Raw genomic sequence first — 20,390 nt, 5'->3', positions numbered from 1 at the left:
CCGGGAGCTGTCCCTCTCCCGGCGGTCGCCAGTCTCTGGTTTCTCCCCGGGGCGCTCACTGTAGCCACCATCATCGAGATCATCGCCCTCGGAATTCTCATCCCCTGGATGACAGCGCGGCTCATCGTGACCGTGATATCCGTCTACTCGCTGGCATTACTCTGGGCGGTATTCGGTCGGCGGAGGATATACCCCCACTACGTACTGGCCGGTGATCTGGTGATCAGACAAGGATGTCAACCTCTCATGACCGTGTCACGGGAGCGGATAGTCCAGACGACGGTCGACCGAACGTACCGGTCAGAGCGTGCCACTGTCGTCGATGAGGCACTTGTCCTCACTAACGGTTCCGGGACGAACCTTCGGGTGGTGCTGACCGAACCCTCCCCGGTTCCGGCCCCTGACCGGTGGCCCTGGCAGAAAGCACGGTGCCTGGAGGTCACGGGGATACGGCTGTGGGTCGATGACCCGGTTGCCGCGGTCAGCGCGCTCACCGGTGAAGCCGACTGAACCGGGCGCCTACACCGTGTGGACGATCATCACGTCGCAGTCGGACTGCCGGGCGACATCCGCCGGCACGGAGCCGAGCAGACGACCGGTCAGCGAGTTGATCCCCCGGTTACCGACGACCAGCAGGTCCGCGTCCACGTCGGTGACGATCCCCATCAGAGCCTCCACCGGTGACCCCGCCTTGATGGCGGTCTCGATGGTCGAGCACCCCTCCTGCTGGGCCGCTGCGATGGCGGACTCGAGGTTCTGCTGGGCCGGGGAATCCCCCACCACTGTCTTGGAGTCCATCCTCGCCGCCTGCACCGCAGCCTCCTGATCGGCGTAGTAGGCGCAGCCGATGACCAGGGTGGCGTCGAAAGCTGCGGCGAGGGACGCCGCCCGCCGCACAGCGAGAAGTGAGGAATCTGAACCGTCCGTGCCGACAACGATGGTGCTGTAGCTCATGGCGCCCAGATTACCCCATCACAGTCCGGCTTCGACCATGCCGCGAAGCTCCTTCTTGAGGTCCGTGATCTCGTCACGCAACCGACCTGCGAGCTCGAATTTCAACTCGCGGGCGGCGTCCTGCATCTGTGCGGTGAGATCGGCGATGAGCTTCTCGAGCTCCGGACGCGCCAGACTGCCGGCATCCCGCCCGGACACCGCCGACACCCCCGATGGGCCGGCGGCGATGTCGACGTCCGCGCCGAACCCGGTCGCCCCGTCACCAGGGCCGTCCTCACCGCGATTCTCGTAGACCTGGTCGAGGATGTCGGCGATCTTCTTGCGCAGTGGCTGCGGGTCGATCCCGTGCTCGGTGTTGTAGGCGATCTGCTTGGCGCGGCGCCGTTCCGTCTCGTCGATCGCGTACCGCATCGAGTCGGTGATCTTGTCCGCGTACATGATCACCTCGCCGGAAACGTTACGGGCGGCACGACCGATGGTCTGCACCAGTGACCGTTCCGAGCGCAGGAATCCCTCCTTGTCGGCGTCGAGGATCGCCACGAGGGAGACCTCGGGCAGATCGAGCCCCTCGCGCAGCAGGTTGATACCGACGAGGACGTCGTACTCCCCGAGTCTCAGCTGGCGCAGCAGTTCGACCCGCTTGAGGGTGTCAATGTCAGAGTGCATGTAGCGCACTTTCACACCGTGCTCCAGGAGGTAGTCGGTCAGATCCTCGGCCATCCGCTTGGTCAGGGTGGTGACCAGGACACGTTCCTTCTTCTCCACCCGCTGCCGGATCTGCTCGATGAGGTCGTCGATCTGCCCCTCGGTGGGGCGTACCTCTACCTGCGGGTCGACCAGCCCGGTCGGCCGGATGACCTGCTCGACGAACTCCCCGCCGGCCGCGGCGATCTCGTAGTCTCCCGGGGTCGCGGACATGTAGATGCACTGGCCTTTCCGATCATCGAACTCCTCCCAGGTCAGGGGCCGGTTGTCCAGGGCACTGGGCAGGCGGAACCCGAAGTCGACGAGGTTGCGTTTGCGCGACATGTCACCGTTGAACATGCCGCCGATCTGCGGCACCGTCACATGGGACTCGTCGATGATGGTGAGGTAGTCGTCCGGGAAGTAGTCGATGAGCGTCGCCGGGGCGGAGCCGGGTTCCCGCTGGTCGATGTGACGCGAGTAGTTCTCGATACCGGAGCAGTAGCCGACCTGCTGGATCATCTCCAGATCGTACTCGGTGCGCATCCGCAGCCGCTGGGCTTCCAGCAGCTTGCCGCGGTTCTCCAGATCGGCGACGCGGTGCTCCAGTTCTTCGCGGATGTCCTCCATCGCCTTCTCCATACGTTCCGGACCGGCGACGTAGTGGGTGGCGGGGAAGATCCGTATCTCCTCGACCTCGCGGACGACGTCGCCGGTCAGCGGGTGGATGTAGAAGAGACTGTCGACCTCGTCGCCGAAGAACTCGACGCGCACCGCCAGTTCCTCGTACGCGGGGATGATGTCGACCGTGTCCCCCTTGACACGGAACGCGCCGCGGGTGAAGGAGATGTCGTTGCGATCGTACTGGATGTCGACGAGCAGCCGCAGGAACCGGTCACGCTCGACCTCCTCCCCCACCTTGAGTACCACGGAGCGGTCCAGGTAGGACTGCGGCGTCCCCAGGCCGTAGATGCAGGACACGGAGGACACGACCACCACGTCGCGGCGGGACAGCAGGTTCGATGTTGCGGAGTGCCGCAGCCGCTCCACGTCATCGTTGATCGACGAGTCTTTCTCGATGTAGGTGTCCGTCTGCGCGATGTACGCCTCCGGCTGGTAGTAGTCGTAGTAGCTGACGAAGTACTCGACGGCGTTGTTCGGCAGCAGACTGCGCAGCTCATTGGCCAGCTGCGCAGCCAGCGTCTTGTTCGGCGCCATGACCAGGGTGGGGCGCTGCTGCTTCTCGATGAGCCACGCGGCGGTGGCGGACTTACCGGTACCGGTCGCGCCCATCAGGACGATGTCCCGCTCGCCCCGGTTCAGACGCTCGTCGAGCTCCTTGATCGCCGCGGGCTGGTCACCGGCCGGTTCGTAGTCGCTGATGACCTCGAAGGGTGAGTCGGTGCGTTCAACCTCCCCGACCGGGCGGAACTCGGATTCGGAGAGGACGGGGTGTTCAGCTGCGAAGGCCATGGGCCCAGTCTAGGACCGGCGGGTGAGCCTCGCCCAGAACTCGTCGACCTGGCTCACCAGGGACGCCACGTCCCCCGAATTGTCGAGGACCACGTCCGCGGCGGCGAGTCGGGTCTCCCGGTCGATCTGGGCGGCGATGCGGCGCCGCGCGTCCGCCTCGTCGAGGCCACGCTGTTCCACGAGCCGCCGGATGCGGAGATCGTCAGGTGCGTCGACCACGAGGACGACGTCCACCATGTCGGTCTGTCCGTTCTCGATGAGCAGGGGCATGTCGTACACCAGCACCGGGGCACCGGCGGCCCGGGCGTCCTCGAACTGCCGCAGCGTCCGCTCGTGGATCCGCGGGTGCGTGATCGCGTTGAGTGTTGCCGTGCCTTCTCCCGTGGCGAAAGCCTGGCGGGCGAGTTCCGCACGGTCGAGGGTGCCGTCGGCGCGGATGACCCCGGTGAAGGCCTCCCCCAGCTCCGCCAATGCCGGCTCGCCGGGCTCCACGACCTCGCGGGCGATGAGGTCGGCGTCCACGATGGTGGCACCGAGCTCACTCAGCCGGGCGGAGACCGTCGATTTCCCGGAGCCGATGCCCCCTGTCAGTCCGATGATACGCATGCGGCCCAGGCTACCTGTCGGTGGGACAGGTGGAGGGGACAACAGATTCCCCGGCCGGATCTACGGTGCGAAAGACCCGTCCGGGGAGGAGGTGAGTGCCGCGTCGGCCGCGGTGAGGCACGCCCCGTTGGCGCCGTTGGCGTTGGTGTAGGCGAGCCGCAGGGTGTTCGCCGCGGCTCTGGCGGCCGACGCGGCCTCGGTGTCCTCCCCTGCCACGGCCTCGGCGTTCGCGGCGACGGCCTCGGCCCAGTCCGCGGCGAGACGGGCGATCTCCGCCCCGATCTGCGAGCAGAACAGCTGGTCCCCGGTCCCGAGACCGCGGTTGACCAGGCTTCCGGCGGAGCCGTCGACCTGCTGCAGCGGCGGGAGCTCGGGGATCGTCCCGGCGGGGTCGCCGTCCTCGGCCCCGCCACCGCCGCCGCGGACCCGTGCAGCACCTACGTCCCGGGGTCGGTGGACCGGGGCGCCGCACTGCTGAGCTCAGGCACCGGTTCACTTCCCGGGTCGGTGGACTCCTCCTCCGACGTCACCGGCTCCCCGGGCCCGTCCAGGGCCGGGTTCACCCCGTCCGACCTGCCGAACGTCACCGGCACCACCGACTCCCGGTTGAACGGCGGCACCCCGCTCACCGCGGTCAGTACCCGGGGGTCCGGGACGTGTTCGTTCATGTCAGTATCGTGACACGACACAGCGTCACCCCGCCCCGAACCCGGACGCCGTCGTCTTCATCACCGGCCCGGTCACCGGCGACGCCAGTGACGCCCGAGCCGCCCCCGGCCTGCAACGGCGAAATGCCCCGGGAAAACGGAATCATCCACTTCCCGGGGCAGTTAGCGCGTCGGGCCCGCCTCAGTCCCGCCGGAACGGGACCTGACCGGCGACTGTCTACCGCTCGATGATGGCGGTGATGCCCTGACCACCGGCGGCGCAGATGGAGACGAGGACGCGGCCGCCGCCGTTCTCCTCGAGGATCTTCGCGGCGGTGGCGATGATGCGTCCACCGGTCGCGGCGAAGGGGTGGCCCGCGGCGAGCGAGGAACCCTTGACGTTCAGCTTGTCGCGGTCGATCGCGCCCAGCGGGGCGTCCAGACCGAGGCGGTCCTTGCAGTAGTCCTCGGACTCCCAGGCCTTCAGGGTGGCGAGGGTCTGCCCGGCGAAGGCCTCGTGGATCTCGTAGAAGTCGAAGTCCTGCAGGGTCAGGCCGTTACGCTCCAGCAGACGCGGGACAGCGTAGGTCGGGGACATCAGCAGGCCGTCCGGGGTGAGGCCGTCGTGACCGTGGAGGAAGTCCACGGCGGCGGTCTCGGAGTCCACCAGGTACGCCTTGACCGGCAGGTTGTGCTCCGCTGCCCACTCCTCGGACGCCAGCAGCACCGCGGAGGCGCCGTCGGTCAGCGGGGTCGAGTTTCCGGCGGTCATGGTCGCCTGGGTGCCGTGGGCGGCGGCGTCCTTCCTGCCGAAGACCGGCTTGAGCTTGGCCAGCTTCTCGACGGAGGAGTCCGGGCGCAGGTTCGTGTCCCGCTGGACGCCGAGGAACGGGGTCACGAGGTCCTCGAAGAAGCCGGCGTCGTAGGCGGCGGCGAGCTTCTGGTGCGACTCGGCGGCGAGCTGGTCCTGGGCTTCGCGGGTGATGCCCATTTCGCGGGTGGTGACGGCCTGGTGGTCACCCATCGACAGGCCGGTGCGCGGCTCACCGTTCTGCGGCTGCTCCGGTGCCAGCTGGGAGGGACGCACCGAGCCGAGGAGCTTGAGCATCTCCGGGGTGGACTTTGCGTTGTTGACCTTGATGAGGGTCTTGCGCAGGTCGTCGTTGACCGCGAGCGGGGCGTCGGAGGTGGTGTCGGTGCCACCGGCGATACCTGCGTCGATACGTCCCAGGGCAATGGCGTCCGCGACCTGGACGGCGGCGGCGAGCCCGGTACCGCAGGCCTGCTGCAGGTCGAAGGCGGGGGTCTCGTTGCTCAGCGCGGAACCGAGCACGACCTCTCGGGTCATGTTGAAGTCACGGGCATGCTTGAGCACCGCGCCGGCGACGACCATGCCGAGCTTCTCGTCCTGCAGCCCGTACCGGGCGATGAGACCGTTGATGGTCGAGGTCAGCATGTCCAGGTTGGAGGCGCTGGAGTACTCCTTGTTGGACCGTGCGAAGGGGATGCGGTTGCCGCCGAGGATGGCGACCTTGCGCGGTGAGGAAGAGGTCATGTCGGTAATCACTCCGTCGTCGTTGTGCTGGTCTGGGTCGGGTCTGGCGGCCAGCCTACCCGTGGGGCAGACTCCGGACGCCGTTTCCGGGGGTAGCGTGCTGGCTGTTCTCCCTGTCACGGAATTGCCGGACAGCGTACCGGGTCACACGCTAGGGTACGAATGAGAACATACATTGTTCGGGCGTCCGCAAGGTACGCTTTCGGATAACCGCTCCACTTCGACCACTACGAACCACTACGAACCACTACAGACCAAGGAGATCAGTACATGTCTTCCAACAAGGGCCTGCTGGAACAGATCATCAACTCCAGCTTCGCCGGCAAACTCGGCGTCCCCCAGGGCGAGAAGCTGCGCCGCTACAAGAAGGGCGAACCTGCCCTCGACGGCCCGGTCGTCATCGGTGGCGAGGGACGCGTGGCTGACGGAGTCCGGAAGTTCCTCGACGCCGACTTCCAGTTCGTCGACGCGGACACCGACATCAAGAAGGCCGCGATCATCTTCGACGCCACCGGCATCAGGACCCCTGAGGACATCAGGAAGCTCTACGAGTTCTTCCACCCCCAGATGCGCAAGGTTCGTCCGAGCGCCCGCTTCCTGGTCATCGGCACCACTCCCGAGCTCATCGAGGACGCCGACGAGCGCATCGTCCAGCGGGCCATCGAGGGCTTCACCCGCTCCCTGGCCAAGGAGCTGCTGCGCGGCGCCACCGCCCAGCTGATCTACGTCGACCCGGCCGTCTCCGACGACCTGACCGGCCTGGAGGCCCCGGTCCGCTTCGTGCTGTCCGGCAAGTCCGCCTACGTCGACGGCCAGGTCATCCGGGTCGACGGCACCCACGTCGAGGCCCCCGAGTCCTGGGACGCCCCGACCGCCGGCAAGGTCGCCCTGGTCACCGGTGCCGCCCGCGGCATCGGCGCCGACATCGCCCGCGTCCTCGCCCGTGACGGCGCCAAGGTCATCATCGTCGACGTCCCCGCCGCCGGTGAGGCCCTCGCGGAGATCACCAACGAGGTCAAGGGTTCCGCCCTGCCGCTGGACGTCACCGCCCCGGACGCCGCCGACAGGATCAAGGCCCACGCCGAGGAGAAGTGGGGCCAGGGTGTGGACATCATCGTCCACAACGCCGGCGTCACCCGCGACAAGCTGCTCGCCAACATGGACGAGGGCAGGTGGAACCTGGTGCAGAACATCAACTTCCTCGCCCCGATCCGCATCACCGAGGCACTGCTGGACAACGGCGGCCTCAACGACGGCGGCCGCGTCATCACCCTGTCCTCCATGGACGGCCTGGCCGGCCAGCGCGGTCAGACCAACTACGCCATGTCCAAGGCCGGCATGATCGGCATCGCCGAGGCGCTGGCTCCGAAGGTCGCGGACAAGGGCATCACCGTCAACGCCATCGCCCCGGGCTTCATCATCACCGCGATGACCGCTGAGATGCCCACCGGCACACGCGAGGTCGGCAAGCGGCTGAACTCCCTGTCCCAGGGTGGTCTGCCGATCGACGTCGCCGAGGGTGTCGGCTTCTTCGCCGGCAACGCCTCCGGTGCGGTGACCGGTCAGTACCTGCGGGTCTGCGGCCAGCACCTCATGGGCGCCTGACCGGTCGAGGAGACGACACATGACAGTCACATACAGGCAGATCCCGGCCATCCCGGAGCTGATGACCGAGTACAAGTCCGCCGCCAGGGACCTGATCCCCGGCCTCGGCACGAAGCGTTCGGCAAAGGCTGACCCCGCCACCGGCTTCGAGGTCACCGGCGTGAAGGTCAACGTGAGGCACCTCGGCGCCTACTGCGGTGCGACCGGTCTGCGCCTGGCCAACGAGCTGCCCGCCACGTACCTCTACGCCCTGTCCTTCCCGCTGGCGATGAAGGTCATGACCACCCCGGACTACCCCTTCAACGCCGTCGGCGCGGTGCACCTCACCAACGTCATCGAGCAGTCCCGCCCGCTGACCGTGGATGACGAGTTCACCATCCGCACCCACGCGGAGAACCTGCGTCCGCACCGTAAGGGCCTGCTGATCGACATGGTCACCGAGGTCTTCGTCGAGGGCGAAGGTGACACCCCGGTGTGGACCCAGACCTCCGGGTTCCTCGCCAAGGGCGCGAAGCTCTCCGGTTCTGCGGACGCCGCAGTAAAGGCCCGCGAGGAGGACTCCGGCTCTCTGTTCGAGCGTCCGGAGATCCCCGCGGACCCGACCCCCACCGCCGTGCTCACCGCCACCCCGGCGAGCATCAAGGTCTACGCGGGGGCCTCGGGCGACAAGAACCCGATCCACGTCTCCGGGCTGGGCGCGAAGGCCTTCGGCTTCCCGTCGACCATCGCCCACGGCATGTGGTCGGCCGCCGCCGTCCTGGCCTCCCTGGAGGGTGAACTGCCGACCGGTGGTTCCCGGTTCTCCATCGAGTTCGCCAAGCCGGTGACCCTGCCGGCGAAGGTCGCGGAGTTCACCGCGAGGGACGCCTCGGGCGCCTGGGACGTGCAACTGCGCAAGGCCTCCAAGCTGGAGACCCTGCACGCCGTCGCCCGCATCGAGGCGCTGTAGGATCCGCCCCGTCACTCGGAGACGGTCGCCGTCCCCGGGGCGTCCGCAGCCCCGGTATCCAAGAGTGCTCCCTTCGCCGTGACGGTGATGATGTCATCTCCCGGGGCGGCGATCGGGGCTACCATCCCCTCCACCTCACCGAACTTCCTGGAGTTCACCACGACGACCGGGGTCAGCGGCGAGTAGCCGGCGGCCTCGATCTTCGCCCGGTCGAAGCGGATCAGCGGGGTTCCGGCGGTGACCTGCTGCTTCTTCTCCACGAGGTTCTCGAAACCGTCGCCGTCCATCTTCACCGTGTCGATGCCGATGTGGATCAGAAGCTCGATGCCTGAATCCAGCCGCAGGCCGATGGCGTGGCCGGTCCGCTGGATGGTGAGGACCTTCCCGTCCGCCGGGGCGACCAGGGTGTCGCCGGACGGGTCGATGCACACCCCGCCGCCCAACGCCCCGCCGGCGAAGGCGTCATCCGGGGTCTCCGACAGCGGCAGCACCCTGCCCCCGACCGGGGAGGTCACCACCGTCACCGCTCCGGGACGCAGCGCAGGCTTGACCTGGCCCGTACCGGCGGCGACGGCCGCGTCCCCGATCCTCGCGTCCCCCGCGGCATTGTCCTCCTCGCGCTCAGCGGCGAGCTGGGCGAGGACCTTCGCCTTCTCGTCGGCACCCCGGTAGTCGAAGAAGAGCACCAGCAGCATCGAGGTGGCGAACGCCGCGGCGATGCCCAGGGCGTACCCGCCCCACGGGTCCATCGCCGGGATGGTGAGCAGCGAGGTGAAGACGAAGGCGTTGGCCTTGACGTCGAAGATGCCGATGATGATGCCGCCGACCAGACAGCCCGGCAGCAGGCGGAAGTACGTCTTCTTGAACCGCAGCAGCACACCGTAGAGCGAGGGTTCGGAGATGCCGCCGAGCAGTCCCGCCATGAGCCCGCCGAGCGAGACCTGCCGCATGCTCCTGTTCTTCTCCTTCATGGACACGAGGAACACGCCGGCGACCACACCGAAGCAGGCGAAGTTCCAGGCGCCCATCGGACCCTGGATGAAGTCGTAGCCGAGGGTGGCGAGGTTCTGGACCATGATCGCGTTGAGCGGCCAGTGCAGTCCCAGCGGCACGAGGAACGGGTAGAGCAGCGGGATGACGATCGCCAGGATGAACGGCGAGAGGTCGTTGGTCCACTCGAGGAAGCTGGAGATGCCGTTGCCGATGCCGATGCCGAACGGGCCGAGCAGGAAGGCGGTCAGCGGGATCATGATGAGCAGCGAGAAGAACGGTACGAAGACCATCTGCACCGCGGAGGGGATGATCTTCTTCAGCCCCTTCTCCACCCAGTACAGGCCGATCGCGGCGATGAGCGGCGGGAAGACCTGCGAGGAGTAGTCGTTGAGCACCAGCGGCAGGCCGAAGATGTGGACGACCTCCTTCGCCTCACCCAGGGAGATGAACTCCGGGGTCAGCAGGGCCGCCGGGATGGCGGCGCCGACCCACTCGTTCGCGCCGAGCTTCCGGGCGGCGGTCGCGCCGATCATGATCGGCAGGAAGTAGAACACCGACCGCCACATCGCATGCAACAGCACGTAGCCGTCCGGCTGCTCCTCCATCGGTGCGCGGAAGTCCTGCCAGCCGAAGGTGTCGGCGAGTACGAGCATGGTGATGATGAGGGACGCGCCGAGCAACGCCCACAGCACCGGCCGGAACGTGTCCGAGAGAAACTCGAAGCCGTAGTTGATCCACTCGTATTTGCCCCGGACACCCCCGTACTGCTTCTTAGCGAGGGCGGCACCGGTCTCCCCCATCCCAGGCTCCCGGACAATGGCGTTGTGGAAGTCAGCGACGCCGCCGCCCATCACCACCTGGACTCCGTTGCCGCCCTGCGGGACGACACCGAGCACCTGCGGGATGTCCTCCAGGGCGGCCAGATCAGCCTTCGACCTGTCGTGGAGCTGGAATCTCAGTCTCGTCGCACAGTAGGTGAGGTCGTCGACGTTGTCCGCGCCACCCACCTCCTTCAGAATGCTCCGTGAGGTGTCTGTCGCAGATGCCATGGCCTCATGACCTTTCCAGAAGGGGGAAACAACCGGGGGTGTTCTCCCCGCCACTGTAGGCGTGGACACCCCCGGACCGAATACCCCCGCCACGCCCCTGTGCGCCCGTTGTCTGCCAGACTTGGTCACTATGAACCTCAACGGAAAGACTGTTGTCGTCACCGGAGGTGGGGCAGGGATCGGACACGAGGTCGTCCGTCAGCTGCTCGACCACGGTGCGACCGTCAACGCCCTCGACCTGCGCCCCGACGGGCTGGAGGCGTCCGCGCGTCTCATCCCGCACCAGGTGAACATCGCTGACCGGGATGCCGTCGCCGCCCTCGCCACGGAGATCGGTCCGGTCGATGCCCTGGTCAATGTCGCCGGCATCGTCCAGGACTTCGTCGACATCGCCGATCTGGAGCGGGAGACCTTTGCCCGGGTGATGGACGTCAACTTCTGGGGCACGGTGAACACCGTCGAGGCATTCCTGCCGGGACTGCTCGGCAGACCTGAAGCCGCCATCGTCAACGTCTCCAGCATGGGCGGTCTGGTCCCGGTCCCCGGGCAGAGCGCCTACGGTGCGTCGAAGGCTGCGGTGAAGCTGTTCACCGAGGGGCTGCGCACCGAGCTACGGAAAACTGGAGTGACGGTCTCGGTGGTGTTCCCCGGCGGGGTGAACACGGACATCACGGCGAACTCGGGGGTCGAGGTTGACGGTGCCGATGATCCGGAGGCCCGGGCAAAGGCCGCGAGGTTCCTCACCTCTCCGCAGGACGCTGCGGCGAAGATCGTGAAGGCGGTGGAGACCGGTAAGCCGCGCGTCCTCATCGGCAAGGACGCCCGGCTCATGGATGCGCTGTCCCGTATCATGCCGGTGAAGACAGCCTCGGCGATGGCGGTGCTCATGAGCAGGATCGCCCACTGACCTTCCGAGGAAGCCGCCGGGTAACCCGAGAGCCCCCGTGGAGTGATCCACGGGGGCTCTCGCCGGTTGTTCCGGAGCAACGGAACATGAGGACTCGCGCGGCTGACCGCTTCACACGGTCAGCCGCGGTGCCTGCTAGTTGCCGGCCAGCTTCTCGCGCAGGGCGGCAAGCTGCTCATCGGAGGCGAGGGAGCCGGAGTCGGCGGCAGCCTCGGCAGCGGGAGCCTCGGTGGCGTCAACGCTGGAGGAGGAGTAGCCGGACTCGCCGGCCTCGGCTGCCTCGGCGGCCTGGGCGCGGTGACGCTCGATCTGGGCGGCGTGCAGCTTGTGCCGGCGCTCGGACTCGGCGTACCGGGCCTCCCAGGCCTCGCGCTGGGCGTCGAAGCCCTCCATCCACTCGTTGGTCTCCGCGTCGAAGCCCTCCGGGAAGATGTAGTTTCCCTGCTCGTCGTAGGAGTCGGCCATACCGTACTTGGACGGGTCGAACTCCTCGGTGAAGTCCTCGTCGGCCTGCTTGAGGGACAGGGAGATCCGGCGACGCTCGAGGTCGATGTCGATGACCTTGACCATGAGGTCCTGGCCGACGGTGACGATCTGGTCCGGGACGTCGATGTGGCGCTCGGCCAGCTCGGAGATGTGGACCAGGCCCTCGATGCCCTCCTCGACGCGGACGAAGGCGCCGAACGGGACGAGCTTGGTGACCTTGCCCGGGACGATCTGGCCGATCGCATGGGTCCGGGCGAAGACGCGCCACGGATCCTCCTGGGTGGCCTTCAGGGACAGGGACACGCGCTCGCGGTCCAGGTCGACGTCGAGAACCTCGACGGTGACCTCGTCACCCACGGCGACAACCTCGGACGGGTGGTCGATGTGCTTCCAGGACAGCTCGGAAACGTGAACCAGGCCGTCGACACCGCCGAGATCGACGAAGGCGCCGAAGTTGACGATGGAGGACACGACGCCCTTGCGGACCTGGCCCTTCTGGAGCTGGTGCAGGAACTCGGAGCGGACCTCGGACTGGGTCTGCTCGAGCCATGCGCGACGGGACAGGACGACGTTGTTGCGCTGCTTGTCCAGCTCGATGATCTTGGCCTCGAGCTCCTGGCCGATGTACGGCTGGAGGTCTCGGACACGACGCATCTCGACGAGGGAAGCGGGGAGGAAGCCGCGCAGTCCGATGTCGAGGATGAGGCCGCCCTTGACGACCTCGATGACGGTACCGGTGACCGGCTCGTCCTTCTCCTTGAGCTCCTCGATGGTGCCCCAGGCGCGCTCGTACTGGGCGCGCTTCTTGGAGAGGATCAGACGGCCGTCCTTGTCCTCCTTGGTGAGGACGAGGGCGTCGACCTCGTCACCGATCTCGACGACCTCGCCGGGATCGACATCGTGCTTGATGGACAGCTCACGGGAGGGGATGACACCCTCCGTCTTGTAGCCGATGTCCAGGAGGACCTCGTCGTGATCGACCTTGACGACGGTACCCTCGACGATGTCACCGTCATTGAAGTACTTGATGGTCTGGTCGATGGCGGCGAGGAAATCCTCAGCGGTGCCAATGTCGTTGATGGCAACCTGAGGAACGTTGTTGGTGGGCATAGGTGAAGGTGCTCCGAAACGGATAGTTATCGTTGTGGACAGGATTCCGTCGGTTCCACCGCACCGCATCACACGGTTGCACGACTTCCCCGACGTGGCTTCGCGACCTCAGGGTTCAAGCTCAGAAGTTCGTACAGAGGCGCGTAACGCTCAATACCCTACACCAGGGCCCGCTAGCAGTGCAAACACCGCTTCCGAGTACTCCGTGGTGGATGCCGGGGCGCCGGCACGTTCCCTTCCATCGACCACTCCCGCCACATCTGCGGTCGGGTGCCCCAGCATCGCCTCCCGGACCGCCGCCGACAGTCGCCCTCCGGCGGCCCGGTACCCCAGATGCCTCAGCAGCTGCGCCGCCGAGTTCATCAACCCCGCCGGATTCGCCACCCCACGTCCGGCGATGTCCGGCGCCGATCCGTGGGCGGCCTGAGCCATCGCCCGGCGTCCACCCGCGTTGACGCTGCCGGCGGTGCCCAGCGACCCGCCGAGCGCCGCAGTGAGATCGGAGAGGATGTCGCCGAACATGTTCTCCGCGACGATCGTGCGGTGCTCGGCCGGCCTGCTCACCAGATCAGCACACAGGGCGTCGATGTGCACCGGACGCAGCACCACTCCGGTGGACGCCGCGACCTTCTCCGCCTCCTCCAGGTACATCCCGGACGTCCGGGTGAGCACGTTGGACTTGTGCGCCACGGTGAGCACACCGCCCCGGTCCAGCGCCACCGCCGCGGCGTACTCGGTGATCCGGCGCACCTTCGCACGGGTGAACACACCCACCGCCAACGCGACATCGGCGGTGACTCGCAGGTCACCCGATCCGGCGTACATGTTCCGGTCGGCGTACATGCCCTCGGTGTTCTCTCTGACGACCACCACGTCGAGCTCCGGTGTCACCGACCCCGGTAGTGCCCGCACCGGACGGACATTGGCCCACAGGTCTGCCGACAGCCGCAGTTCCGCCGACGGATTGCGCTGCGCCCGCGCCTCCGGCGGATAGGAGACGTTGTCGTGCGGTCCGAGGATCCAGCCGTCAAGGCCGGACAGTGTGTCTGCGGTCTTTTCCGGGACCACCTGCCCGGTCTCGGCGAAAGCCCCGGCGCCGAGCAGCAGCGGCATCCAGTCGACGGTCACGGCGTCCGGCAGGAGTGCCAGGTCCACGGCGCGGCGGGTGGGCGGGGTGATCTCCGGCCCGATCCCCTCCCCGTCCCAGTACCCGAGCCTGATGCTCCGGTGCGTCACGGAAGGCTCGGTGTGCACGGACGGCGCTGTGAGATCGGTCATGCCGGACATCGTAGTGACCGGAGCCCGCCCGACGATACGACGACCGGTACCGTAACCACTGTGAACGAGAGTAACGATTCCGGCGCGCCGTCCGGCCCGCGCCAGCCCGCTTTCCCGCCCACTCCCCGCACCCCGGGGAACATCGTCCTCAACGCGGTCCGGGGTGGCCTCATCGGCACCGCCGAACTGGTTCCCGGCATCTCCGGCGGCACCGTCGCACTGGTGACCGGTGTCTACGAGCGCGTCCTCTACAACGCCAACCGTCTGCTCGACGGTGTGAAGGCGTTGCCGAAGGACCGTCCCGGGGGCGTGCGCCGGGTCAGGGCCGTCGACTGGACGATGCTGCTGCCCCTGGGCATCGGCATGGTCCTGATGGTCTTCGCCATGGCCGGCATCGTCGGCGACTTCGTCGAGGACCACGAGATCCCCTCCCGTGCCCTGTTCCTCGGCATGGTCACCGTCTCCCTCGCCGTACCGCTGCTGATGATCGACTGGTCCGACCTGAAGCGGCGACTGCCCGTCGCTGTCCCGCTCTTCCTCGTCGGTGCGGCCTTCACCTTCATCGCCACCGGGTTCTCCGCCTCCGACAACGACAACCCCGGCAAACTGCTGGTGTTCATCGCCGCCGCGATCGCCGTCTGTGCGCTGATCCTGCCGGGTGTCTCCGGCTCCTTCTTCCTCTACGCGATCGGCATCTACACCGCCACGCTGGACGCCGTCAGCAACCTGGACCTCGGATACATCGCCGTCTTCGGGCTCGGCGCCCTCACCGGCCTCGTGCTGTTCGTCCGGGTCATGGAGACACTGCTGACCCGCGCCCGCACCCTCACCCTGTTCACCATGACCGGCATGCTGCTCGGTTCACTGCGTTCCCTCTGGCCCTGGCAGGAGGGTGAGGAGGGAGAGTCCGTCACCCTGCACGCCCCCGGCGAGCAGGCCGGTCTGGCGGTCCTGCTCTTCTTCCTCGGTGCCGCAGTCGTCGCCGCGATGGTCATCGCCGAGCAGGTCATGAAGCGTCGCCGCGAGGCGGCCCTGGCTGACCGGAAGACCGTCACCGAGGGGTGAAGCCCTCGACCACGAATCACCGGTGCCCCAGGTACGTCATCGCGACCTGGATGCGGTTGGATGCGGTTGGACGCGGTTGGACCCGCCGAGTTTCCCCCTGATGCCGTCTCCCAGTGCGGTGCGGCCCGAAGAGACTCTTCGCACCGCGGACACGAGGCCCGACGGGCTCTCCACTTTCCGTAGGAATCCCCTGGCACCCAGGGTAAGGGCGGTACGGACATCTTCCGGTGTGTCGAATGCCGTGAGCATCAGCATCCTCATCGGTCTGGAACGGCGCCGGGATCATTCTCACCCGGGGCTCACCGGCCGCCACTCCCCCGACGGTCTGGTCGCCTCACTGTCCGGCATGCCCGGTGTGCGGTCCGTCCGCGTCCTCACCGAGGAGGACGACGACTGACCCGGCCACTGGCCGCGTCCCCACCGGTCAGTGCCCGGCGGTGTCCCAGTCCGCTCCGATACCGGTGGACACGTCCAGCGGAACCCTCAGGTCCGCGGCACTGTCCATCTGCTCACGCAGGATCTCGGCGACGACCCGCTGCTCACCCTCGACGACCTCGACGACCAGTTCGTCGTGGACCTGCAGCAGCACCCGGGACGCCAGGTCCCGTCGCGTGAACTCCGCGTCCACCCGAAGCATCGCCCGCTTGATGATGTCGGCGGCCGTGCCCTGGATCGGGGCGTTGAGTGCTGCCCGGCCGGCAGCCTCGGCGGCGACCCGGTTCGGGGAGTTGAGCTCCGGCAGGTACCGGCGACGCCCGTAGAGCGTCTCCGTGTACCCGGTCTCCTTGGCGTGGGCGACGACCTCGTCGAGGTAGCGCTTCACCCCGCCGAAGCGCTCGAAGTAGTTGTCCATGATCTGCTTGGCCTCACCGGCGGAGATCCGCAGCTGCTGGGACAGTCCGAAGGCGCTGAGCCCGTAGACCAGGCCGTAGCTCATCGCCTTGACCCGTCGGCGCAGTTCGGGGGTGACGTGCTCGACCGGCACGTCGAAGACCTTCGAGCCGACGTAGCTGTGGAGGTCCTCCCCCCGCCGGTACGCCTCGATGAGTCCCGGGTCCTGGGACAGGTGCGCCATGACCCGCATCTCGATCTGTGAGTAGTCGGCGGTGATGAGGGTGGCGTAGCCGGTGCCGACGCGGAAGGCCCCGCGGATGCGGCGGCCTGCCTCGGTACGTACCGGGATGTTCTGCAGGTTCGGGTCCGACGACGACAGTCGCCCTGTCGCCGCGCCCCGCTGGTTGAAGGTGGTGTGGATACGTCCGTCATCGGCGACGGCCTCGACGAGACCGTCGATGGTGGACTTCATCTTCTGGTACTCGCGGTGCGCCATGAGGTGGCCGAGGAAGGGGTGCGGGTGGGACGCGGCGAGCTTCTCCAGCTCACCGGCGGCGGTGGAGTACCCGGTCTTCGTCTTCTTCGTCTTCGGCAGTCCGAGGGTCTCGAAAAGGACCTTCTGCAGCTGCTTCGGGCTCGACAGGTTCAGCGTGTCGTCGCCGGCGATGGCGCGGGCTTCGGCGATCTCCGTCTCGATCTGCACCGCATACTCGTCGGAGAGTTCCCGGAGGGCGCCGGCGTCAACCGAGATGCCGGTCGCCTCCATCTTCGCCAGCACGGTCGCCAGCGGCACCTCCAGGTCGAGGTAGAGCTCCATCGCCCCGATCCCGGCGAGCTCCGGGGTCAGTGCGGCGACGAGTTCTGCGGTGGCCTGGGCGCGCACCGCACCCGGCGCGTCTGCGGCGATCTCGTGGCCGACATGTCGCTGCACGACGTCAGCGAGGTCCCCGGTGCGCAGGTCGGGTCGCAGCAGGTAGGCGGCCAGGGCAGTGTCCTGCTCCACCCCCGCCAGCACGAGGCCCGACCCGTGGAGCTTGTGCCACTCCGATTTGGCGTCGTGCACCCATTTCGGGGCGCCACGGTCCGCGAGCCAGTCTCGCAGGGTGGCCTCGTCGGCCGGGTCCTGGTCGGTGAGGTCGATGTCCACGGCATGGACGGCGCCGTCCTCCGCAGCGACCGGATCGAGCAGGGCGATCCGGTCGGCGCATCCACCCGCAGGTGCCCCCACCCCGGTGACGGTGGCGGCGAGCGGGCGGTGCACTGCGGCGTCCCCCGCCGGCCGGTTGATCTTCCACCCGGCGTGGGTGGCCAGCCAGCCGGCGAGCTTGCCGGTGGCCGGCGCGTCCATGGTGAGGGCGGCGGCCTCGCCGTCCTCGAACTCGACTCCGAAGGTGCGGAAGGCGCGGTTGCGGAGTGTCGTGCCGAACTGGAGGGTCTCGAACATGTCGAGGGACGCGGTGGCGTCCGGGGTACCTGGTGTCAGCGCGTCCAACTCCCCACGCTCGCCGAGGTCGAGGTCGCGGACCATCTCGGTGATGTTGCGGGCCAGCAGTACGTCGTCGAGATGGTCGCGGAGGTTCTGGCCGACCTTGCCGCCGATCTCGTCCATGTGCTCGACGACGCCATCGAGGCTCCCCCACGTGGTGATCCACTTCTTCGCGGTTTTGGGGCCCACCCCCGGCACGCCGGGCATGTTGTCGGAGGTGTCGCCGCGCAGGGCTGCGAGATCGGGGTACTGCGTCGGGGTGACGCCGTATTTCTCCGCGACGCGGGCCGGGGTGAACCGGTCGAGTTCGGAGACGCCCTTGAGGGTGTAGAGGACCGTGACATCGTCTGTGACGAGCTGGAAACTGTCACGGTCACCGGTGCAGATGAGCACCCGCATGCCCGCGGCGGCACCGCGGGTGGCGAGGGTGGCGATAATGTCGTCCGCCTCGTAGGCCTCCTTCGTCAGGGTCGTGACCCCGAGGGACTGCAGGGTCTCCTGGATCAGTTCGACCTGGCCGTGGAACTCCGGCGGTGTGGAGGGACGCTGCGCCTTGTACTCGGGGAAGGTCTCCGCGCGGAAAGTCGGGCCGGAGAGGTCGAAGGCGGCGGCGATATGCGTGGGGCGCTCGTTGTCCACGAGGCCGAGGAGCATCCCCAGGAAACCGTAGACGGCATTGGTGTGCTGGCCGCCGGTGGTCGAGAAGTTCTGCGCCGGCAGGGCGTAGAACGCACGGAATGCCAGGGAGTGCCCGTCCAGCAGGAGCAGGGTTGGCCGTCCGGAGGTGCTTTCGGGGGCGGCGTCTGTGGCGGCGTCTGTCATGGAACCTTCCTGCTTACGGTGTGGGGGGACTTCCCGGGTTATCCTAGTCGCCATGACTGACCAGACTTCGAGGGCCGGAGGCCCACGGCAGATGAACGTCGTCGGCATCCAGAACAAGGTGCCGCCACGCCGCCGGTCCATGGACACCCGCCGGGAGATTCTCCTGGCCGCCCGTCGGGTGTTCTCCGAGCGCCCCTACGGGGAGGTCTCCCTCAAGGAGATCGCCGCCGAGGTGGGGGTGAGCGCCCCGCTCATCATCAAGTATTTCGGGAGCAAGGAGAATCTCTTCGAGTCCCAGCTGGACTTCTCCGCGACGGCTGAGCGGCTCAACGAGGTCCCCTTCGTCGAGCTCGGCGAGCATCTGGCCCGCGTCGCGGTGACCTCGCAGCCGGACTCGCCGAATTCGATCGTGCACCGTCTCGCAGATTCGGGCGGGAACCGTCACATCGTCGACGCGATCGGCCGCGCCTACCGTGAGCAGGTCGTCGTCTGGCTCGTGCGGAAGATAGAGGAGGAGGCCCCCGGCCCGGACGCCGCCGGTGCGAGCTCCGGCATGGACGCCGAGACCCGCGCCGAGGCGGCGATGTCGATGCTCGCCGGGCTGTCGCTCATGCGCCGCCTGGTCACCGAGGATTTTTTCATGTCCGACCGGGTGGACACCTTCGTCACCTACTACGGTTCCCTGATCCAGGGGGCCCTTGACGGAGATTCCGGACCTGTCAGGTAGGATCTGCGCTGTCGCTTCGGCGTCAGCCCCCGGTAGCCCAATTGGCAGAGGCAGCGGACTCAAAACCCGCCCAGTGTCGGTTCGAGTCCGACCCGGGGGACCACTTCTCACATATCCTCGGCGGAGGTCTCCACACTTGTGCCGTCGCCCATCGTGCGGTCACCCAGCAACCCGTCGGGGTCGATGACGGAAATCCGGTGTCCGTCCTCCCGGACGCGCCGGAGCCCCTCCAGCACCATAGCGCGACCGAAGCCGTCGACATCGGTGACCCGGCGCATGTCCACCATCACCCGGTGGGTCCTCAGTTCGTGACCTGCGACAGTGGCGAGGAAGTCCTCGGCCCCCGTGAACCCGAGGCCGCCCTGCAACCGGATGACGGTCACCGGGCCCCGGGCCCGGATACTCCGCACCGCTGCACCGCGGGCCGGCACCGCGGACATCAGGTGCAGTCCCATGTCCTCCGACAGTGCCCGGAAGATCTCCGTACCCCGCACGCTGTTGCCCGAGCTGTCCAGACGGGGCGAGAACGTCGCGATGCCCAGCTGACCGGGCAAGGTACCCATCAGACCACCGGACACCCCCGACTTCGCCGGGATGCCCACCGAGGCCATCCACTGACCGGCGCCGTCGTACATGCCGGCGGACGCCATCACCGACTGCACCTGACGGCACACCCGCGGGTCGAGGACCTGCTCGCCGGTGACCGGCTGGCTGCCACCGAGTGCCAGGGTCACCCCCATCACGGCCAGGTCCTTCACCGTGACCAGGATCGAACACTGCCGGACGTAGCCGGTCACGGCGTCCTGGGCGGAGTCAGCGATGACGCCGTAGCTGCGCAGCATGTGCGCCAGCGCGAGATTGCGGTCGGCGGTCGCCAGTTCGGACCCGGTGACGCGCTCGTCGACCCGCAGTTCACGCCCGGCGAGCCGGGAAAGATAGTCGAGAAGCAGGGCGACCCTCGCATCGACCGACGAGTCCTCCCCGTTGATCAGCTGGTTCACTGCGATCGCCCCGGCGTTGATCATCGGGTTGACCGGACGGTGAGTCCCCCCGTCGAGGGAGAGTTCGTTGAAGGCCTCACCGGAGGGCTCCATACCGACGGTCTCCAGCACTTTCTCCACCCCCACCTCCTGCAGTGCGACCGCGTAAGCGAAGGGCTT

The 20,390-nt window shown here is 67.6% G+C and carries 18 protein-coding genes and 1 tRNA gene; 8 read left to right on the top strand and 11 right to left on the bottom strand.

Annotated features, from left to right (window positions below; genetic code table 11):
* Positions 1-510, top strand: a 510-nt coding sequence (locus QZV72_RS02830) for a hypothetical protein (protein ID WP_297005002.1), incomplete at its 5' end; no start/stop codon positions are given.
* Positions 511-519: 9 nt separating this feature from the next.
* Here QZV72_RS02830 and QZV72_RS02825 read toward each other — a convergent pair.
* From QZV72_RS02825 to QZV72_RS02800, 6 genes are all read right to left on the bottom strand, one after another.
* Positions 520-954, bottom strand: a complete 435-nt coding sequence (locus tag QZV72_RS02825; RefSeq protein WP_297005000.1) for a universal stress protein — start codon at positions 952-954, stop codon at positions 520-522.
* A gap of 18 nt (positions 955-972) precedes the next feature.
* Positions 973-3,111, bottom strand: coding sequence for an excinuclease ABC subunit UvrB (gene uvrB / locus QZV72_RS02820; protein WP_297004997.1), 2,139 nt, complete (start codon positions 3,109-3,111; stop codon positions 973-975).
* Between the two features lie 9 nt (positions 3,112-3,120).
* A complete protein-coding gene (gene coaE, locus QZV72_RS02815; protein WP_297004995.1) occupies positions 3,121-3,717 on the bottom strand; it encodes a dephospho-CoA kinase in 597 nt (198 codons plus the stop codon).
* A 60-nt stretch (positions 3,718-3,777) separates the two neighbouring features.
* Positions 3,778-3,933 carry a hypothetical protein gene (locus tag QZV72_RS02810; RefSeq protein WP_297004993.1) on the bottom strand — a complete coding sequence of 52 codons (156 nt, stop codon included), beginning with the start codon at positions 3,931-3,933 and terminating at the stop codon, positions 3,778-3,780.
* A 221-nt stretch (positions 3,934-4,154) separates the two neighbouring features.
* The gene (locus QZV72_RS02805) at positions 4,155-4,385 is read right to left on the bottom strand and encodes a hypothetical protein (protein WP_297004984.1); all 231 of its coding nucleotides are present in this window, start codon (positions 4,383-4,385) and stop codon (positions 4,155-4,157) included.
* A gap of 217 nt (positions 4,386-4,602) precedes the next feature.
* Positions 4,603-5,919, bottom strand: coding sequence for an acetyl-CoA C-acetyltransferase (locus QZV72_RS02800; RefSeq protein ID WP_297004982.1), 1,317 nt, complete (start codon positions 5,917-5,919; stop codon positions 4,603-4,605).
* Between the two features lie 270 nt (positions 5,920-6,189).
* Between QZV72_RS02800 and QZV72_RS02795 the strand changes: the two genes are divergently transcribed.
* Positions 6,190-7,524, top strand: coding sequence for a 3-oxoacyl-ACP reductase (locus tag QZV72_RS02795; RefSeq protein WP_297004980.1), 1,335 nt, complete (start codon positions 6,190-6,192; stop codon positions 7,522-7,524).
* A gap of 19 nt (positions 7,525-7,543) precedes the next feature.
* Entirely contained in the window at positions 7,544-8,473 is a 930-nt protein-coding gene (locus tag QZV72_RS02790) for a MaoC/PaaZ C-terminal domain-containing protein (protein ID WP_297004979.1), read from the top strand.
* Between the two features lie 11 nt (positions 8,474-8,484).
* Here the strand turns inward: QZV72_RS02790 and QZV72_RS02785 are convergent, their stop codons facing one another.
* Positions 8,485-10,515, bottom strand: coding sequence for a glucose PTS transporter subunit IIA (locus QZV72_RS02785; protein WP_297004977.1), 2,031 nt, complete (start codon positions 10,513-10,515; stop codon positions 8,485-8,487).
* Between the two features lie 130 nt (positions 10,516-10,645).
* Between QZV72_RS02785 and QZV72_RS02780 the strand changes: the two genes are divergently transcribed.
* The gene (locus tag QZV72_RS02780; RefSeq protein ID WP_297004975.1) at positions 10,646-11,422 is read left to right on the top strand and encodes an SDR family oxidoreductase; all 777 of its coding nucleotides are present in this window, start codon (positions 10,646-10,648) and stop codon (positions 11,420-11,422) included.
* Between the two features lie 135 nt (positions 11,423-11,557).
* On the opposite strand, the gene rpsA is transcribed toward QZV72_RS02780, so the two are convergent.
* Together rpsA and QZV72_RS02770 are read right to left on the bottom strand one after the other, a co-directional pair.
* The gene (rpsA, locus tag QZV72_RS02775) at positions 11,558-13,018 is read right to left on the bottom strand and encodes a 30S ribosomal protein S1 (protein ID WP_297004973.1); all 1,461 of its coding nucleotides are present in this window, start codon (positions 13,016-13,018) and stop codon (positions 11,558-11,560) included.
* 150 nt (positions 13,019-13,168) lie between these two features.
* Positions 13,169-14,296 (bottom strand): isocitrate/isopropylmalate family dehydrogenase, encoded by a 1,128-nt coding sequence (locus QZV72_RS02770; RefSeq protein ID WP_297004971.1) that lies wholly within the window; start codon positions 14,294-14,296, stop codon positions 13,169-13,171.
* A gap of 60 nt (positions 14,297-14,356) precedes the next feature.
* On the opposite strand from QZV72_RS02770, the gene QZV72_RS02765 reads away from it, so the two are divergent.
* Entirely contained in the window at positions 14,357-15,361 is a 1,005-nt protein-coding gene (locus QZV72_RS02765) for a DUF368 domain-containing protein (protein ID WP_297004968.1), read from the top strand.
* Between the two features lie 241 nt (positions 15,362-15,602).
* Positions 15,603-15,758 (top strand): hypothetical protein, encoded by a 156-nt coding sequence (locus QZV72_RS02760; protein WP_297004965.1) that lies wholly within the window; start codon positions 15,603-15,605, stop codon positions 15,756-15,758.
* Between the two features lie 27 nt (positions 15,759-15,785).
* Here the strand turns inward: QZV72_RS02760 and polA are convergent, their stop codons facing one another.
* Entirely contained in the window at positions 15,786-18,503 is a 2,718-nt protein-coding gene (gene polA, locus QZV72_RS02755; RefSeq protein ID WP_297004963.1) for a DNA polymerase I, read from the bottom strand.
* Positions 18,504-18,555: 52 nt separating this feature from the next.
* Here polA and QZV72_RS02750 point away from each other — a divergent pair, with 52 nt between their 5' ends.
* Both QZV72_RS02750 and QZV72_RS02745 read left to right on the top strand, forming a co-directional pair.
* Entirely contained in the window at positions 18,556-19,230 is a 675-nt protein-coding gene (locus QZV72_RS02750) for a TetR/AcrR family transcriptional regulator (RefSeq protein ID WP_297004960.1), read from the top strand.
* Between the two features lie 26 nt (positions 19,231-19,256).
* A tRNA-Leu gene (locus tag QZV72_RS02745) sits at positions 19,257-19,333 on the top strand.
* Positions 19,334-19,337: 4 nt separating this feature from the next.
* Here QZV72_RS02745 and glsA read toward each other — a convergent pair.
* A partial coding sequence (gene glsA, locus QZV72_RS02740; protein WP_297004957.1) for a glutaminase A occupies positions 19,338-20,390 on the bottom strand: 1,053 nt, incomplete at its 5' end.

The organism is uncultured Corynebacterium sp., assembly GCF_902782855.1.
Taxonomy (GTDB): Bacteria; Actinomycetota; Actinomycetes; order Mycobacteriales; family Mycobacteriaceae; genus Corynebacterium.
The sequence above is the reverse complement of the archived record's forward strand: the minus strand, read 5'-3'. Positions and strand labels throughout refer to the sequence as shown.

Bases quoted from the DNA above. Each gene is read 5' to 3' on its own strand.
- QZV72_RS02825 (WP_297005000.1), bottom strand. From the start codon at position 954: ATGAGCTACAGCACCATCGTTGTCGGCACGGACGGTTCAGATTCCTCA.
- uvrB (WP_297004997.1), bottom strand. From the start codon at position 3,111: ATGGCCTTCGCAGCTGAACACCCCGTCCTCTCCGAATCCGAGTTCCGC.
- coaE (WP_297004995.1), bottom strand. From the start codon at position 3,717: ATGCGTATCATCGGACTGACAGGGGGCATCGGCTCCGGGAAATCGACG.
- QZV72_RS02805 (WP_297004984.1), bottom strand. From the start codon at position 4,385: ATGAACGAACACGTCCCGGACCCCCGGGTACTGACCGCGGTGAGCGGG.
- QZV72_RS02800 (WP_297004982.1), bottom strand. From the start codon at position 5,919: ATGACCTCTTCCTCACCGCGCAAGGTCGCCATCCTCGGCGGCAACCGC.
- QZV72_RS02795 (WP_297004980.1), top strand. From the start codon at position 6,190: ATGTCTTCCAACAAGGGCCTGCTGGAACAGATCATCAACTCCAGCTTC.
- QZV72_RS02790 (WP_297004979.1), top strand. From the start codon at position 7,544: ATGACAGTCACATACAGGCAGATCCCGGCCATCCCGGAGCTGATGACC.
- QZV72_RS02785 (WP_297004977.1), bottom strand. From the start codon at position 10,515: ATGGCATCTGCGACAGACACCTCACGGAGCATTCTGAAGGAGGTGGGT.
- QZV72_RS02780 (WP_297004975.1), top strand. From the start codon at position 10,646: ATGAACCTCAACGGAAAGACTGTTGTCGTCACCGGAGGTGGGGCAGGG.
- rpsA (WP_297004973.1), bottom strand. From the start codon at position 13,018: ATGCCCACCAACAACGTTCCTCAGGTTGCCATCAACGACATTGGCACC.
- QZV72_RS02770 (WP_297004971.1), bottom strand. From the start codon at position 14,296: ATGACCGATCTCACAGCGCCGTCCGTGCACACCGAGCCTTCCGTGACG.
- polA (WP_297004963.1), bottom strand. From the start codon at position 18,503: ATGACAGACGCCGCCACAGACGCCGCCCCCGAAAGCACCTCCGGACGG.
- QZV72_RS02750 (WP_297004960.1), top strand. From the start codon at position 18,556: ATGACTGACCAGACTTCGAGGGCCGGAGGCCCACGGCAGATGAACGTC.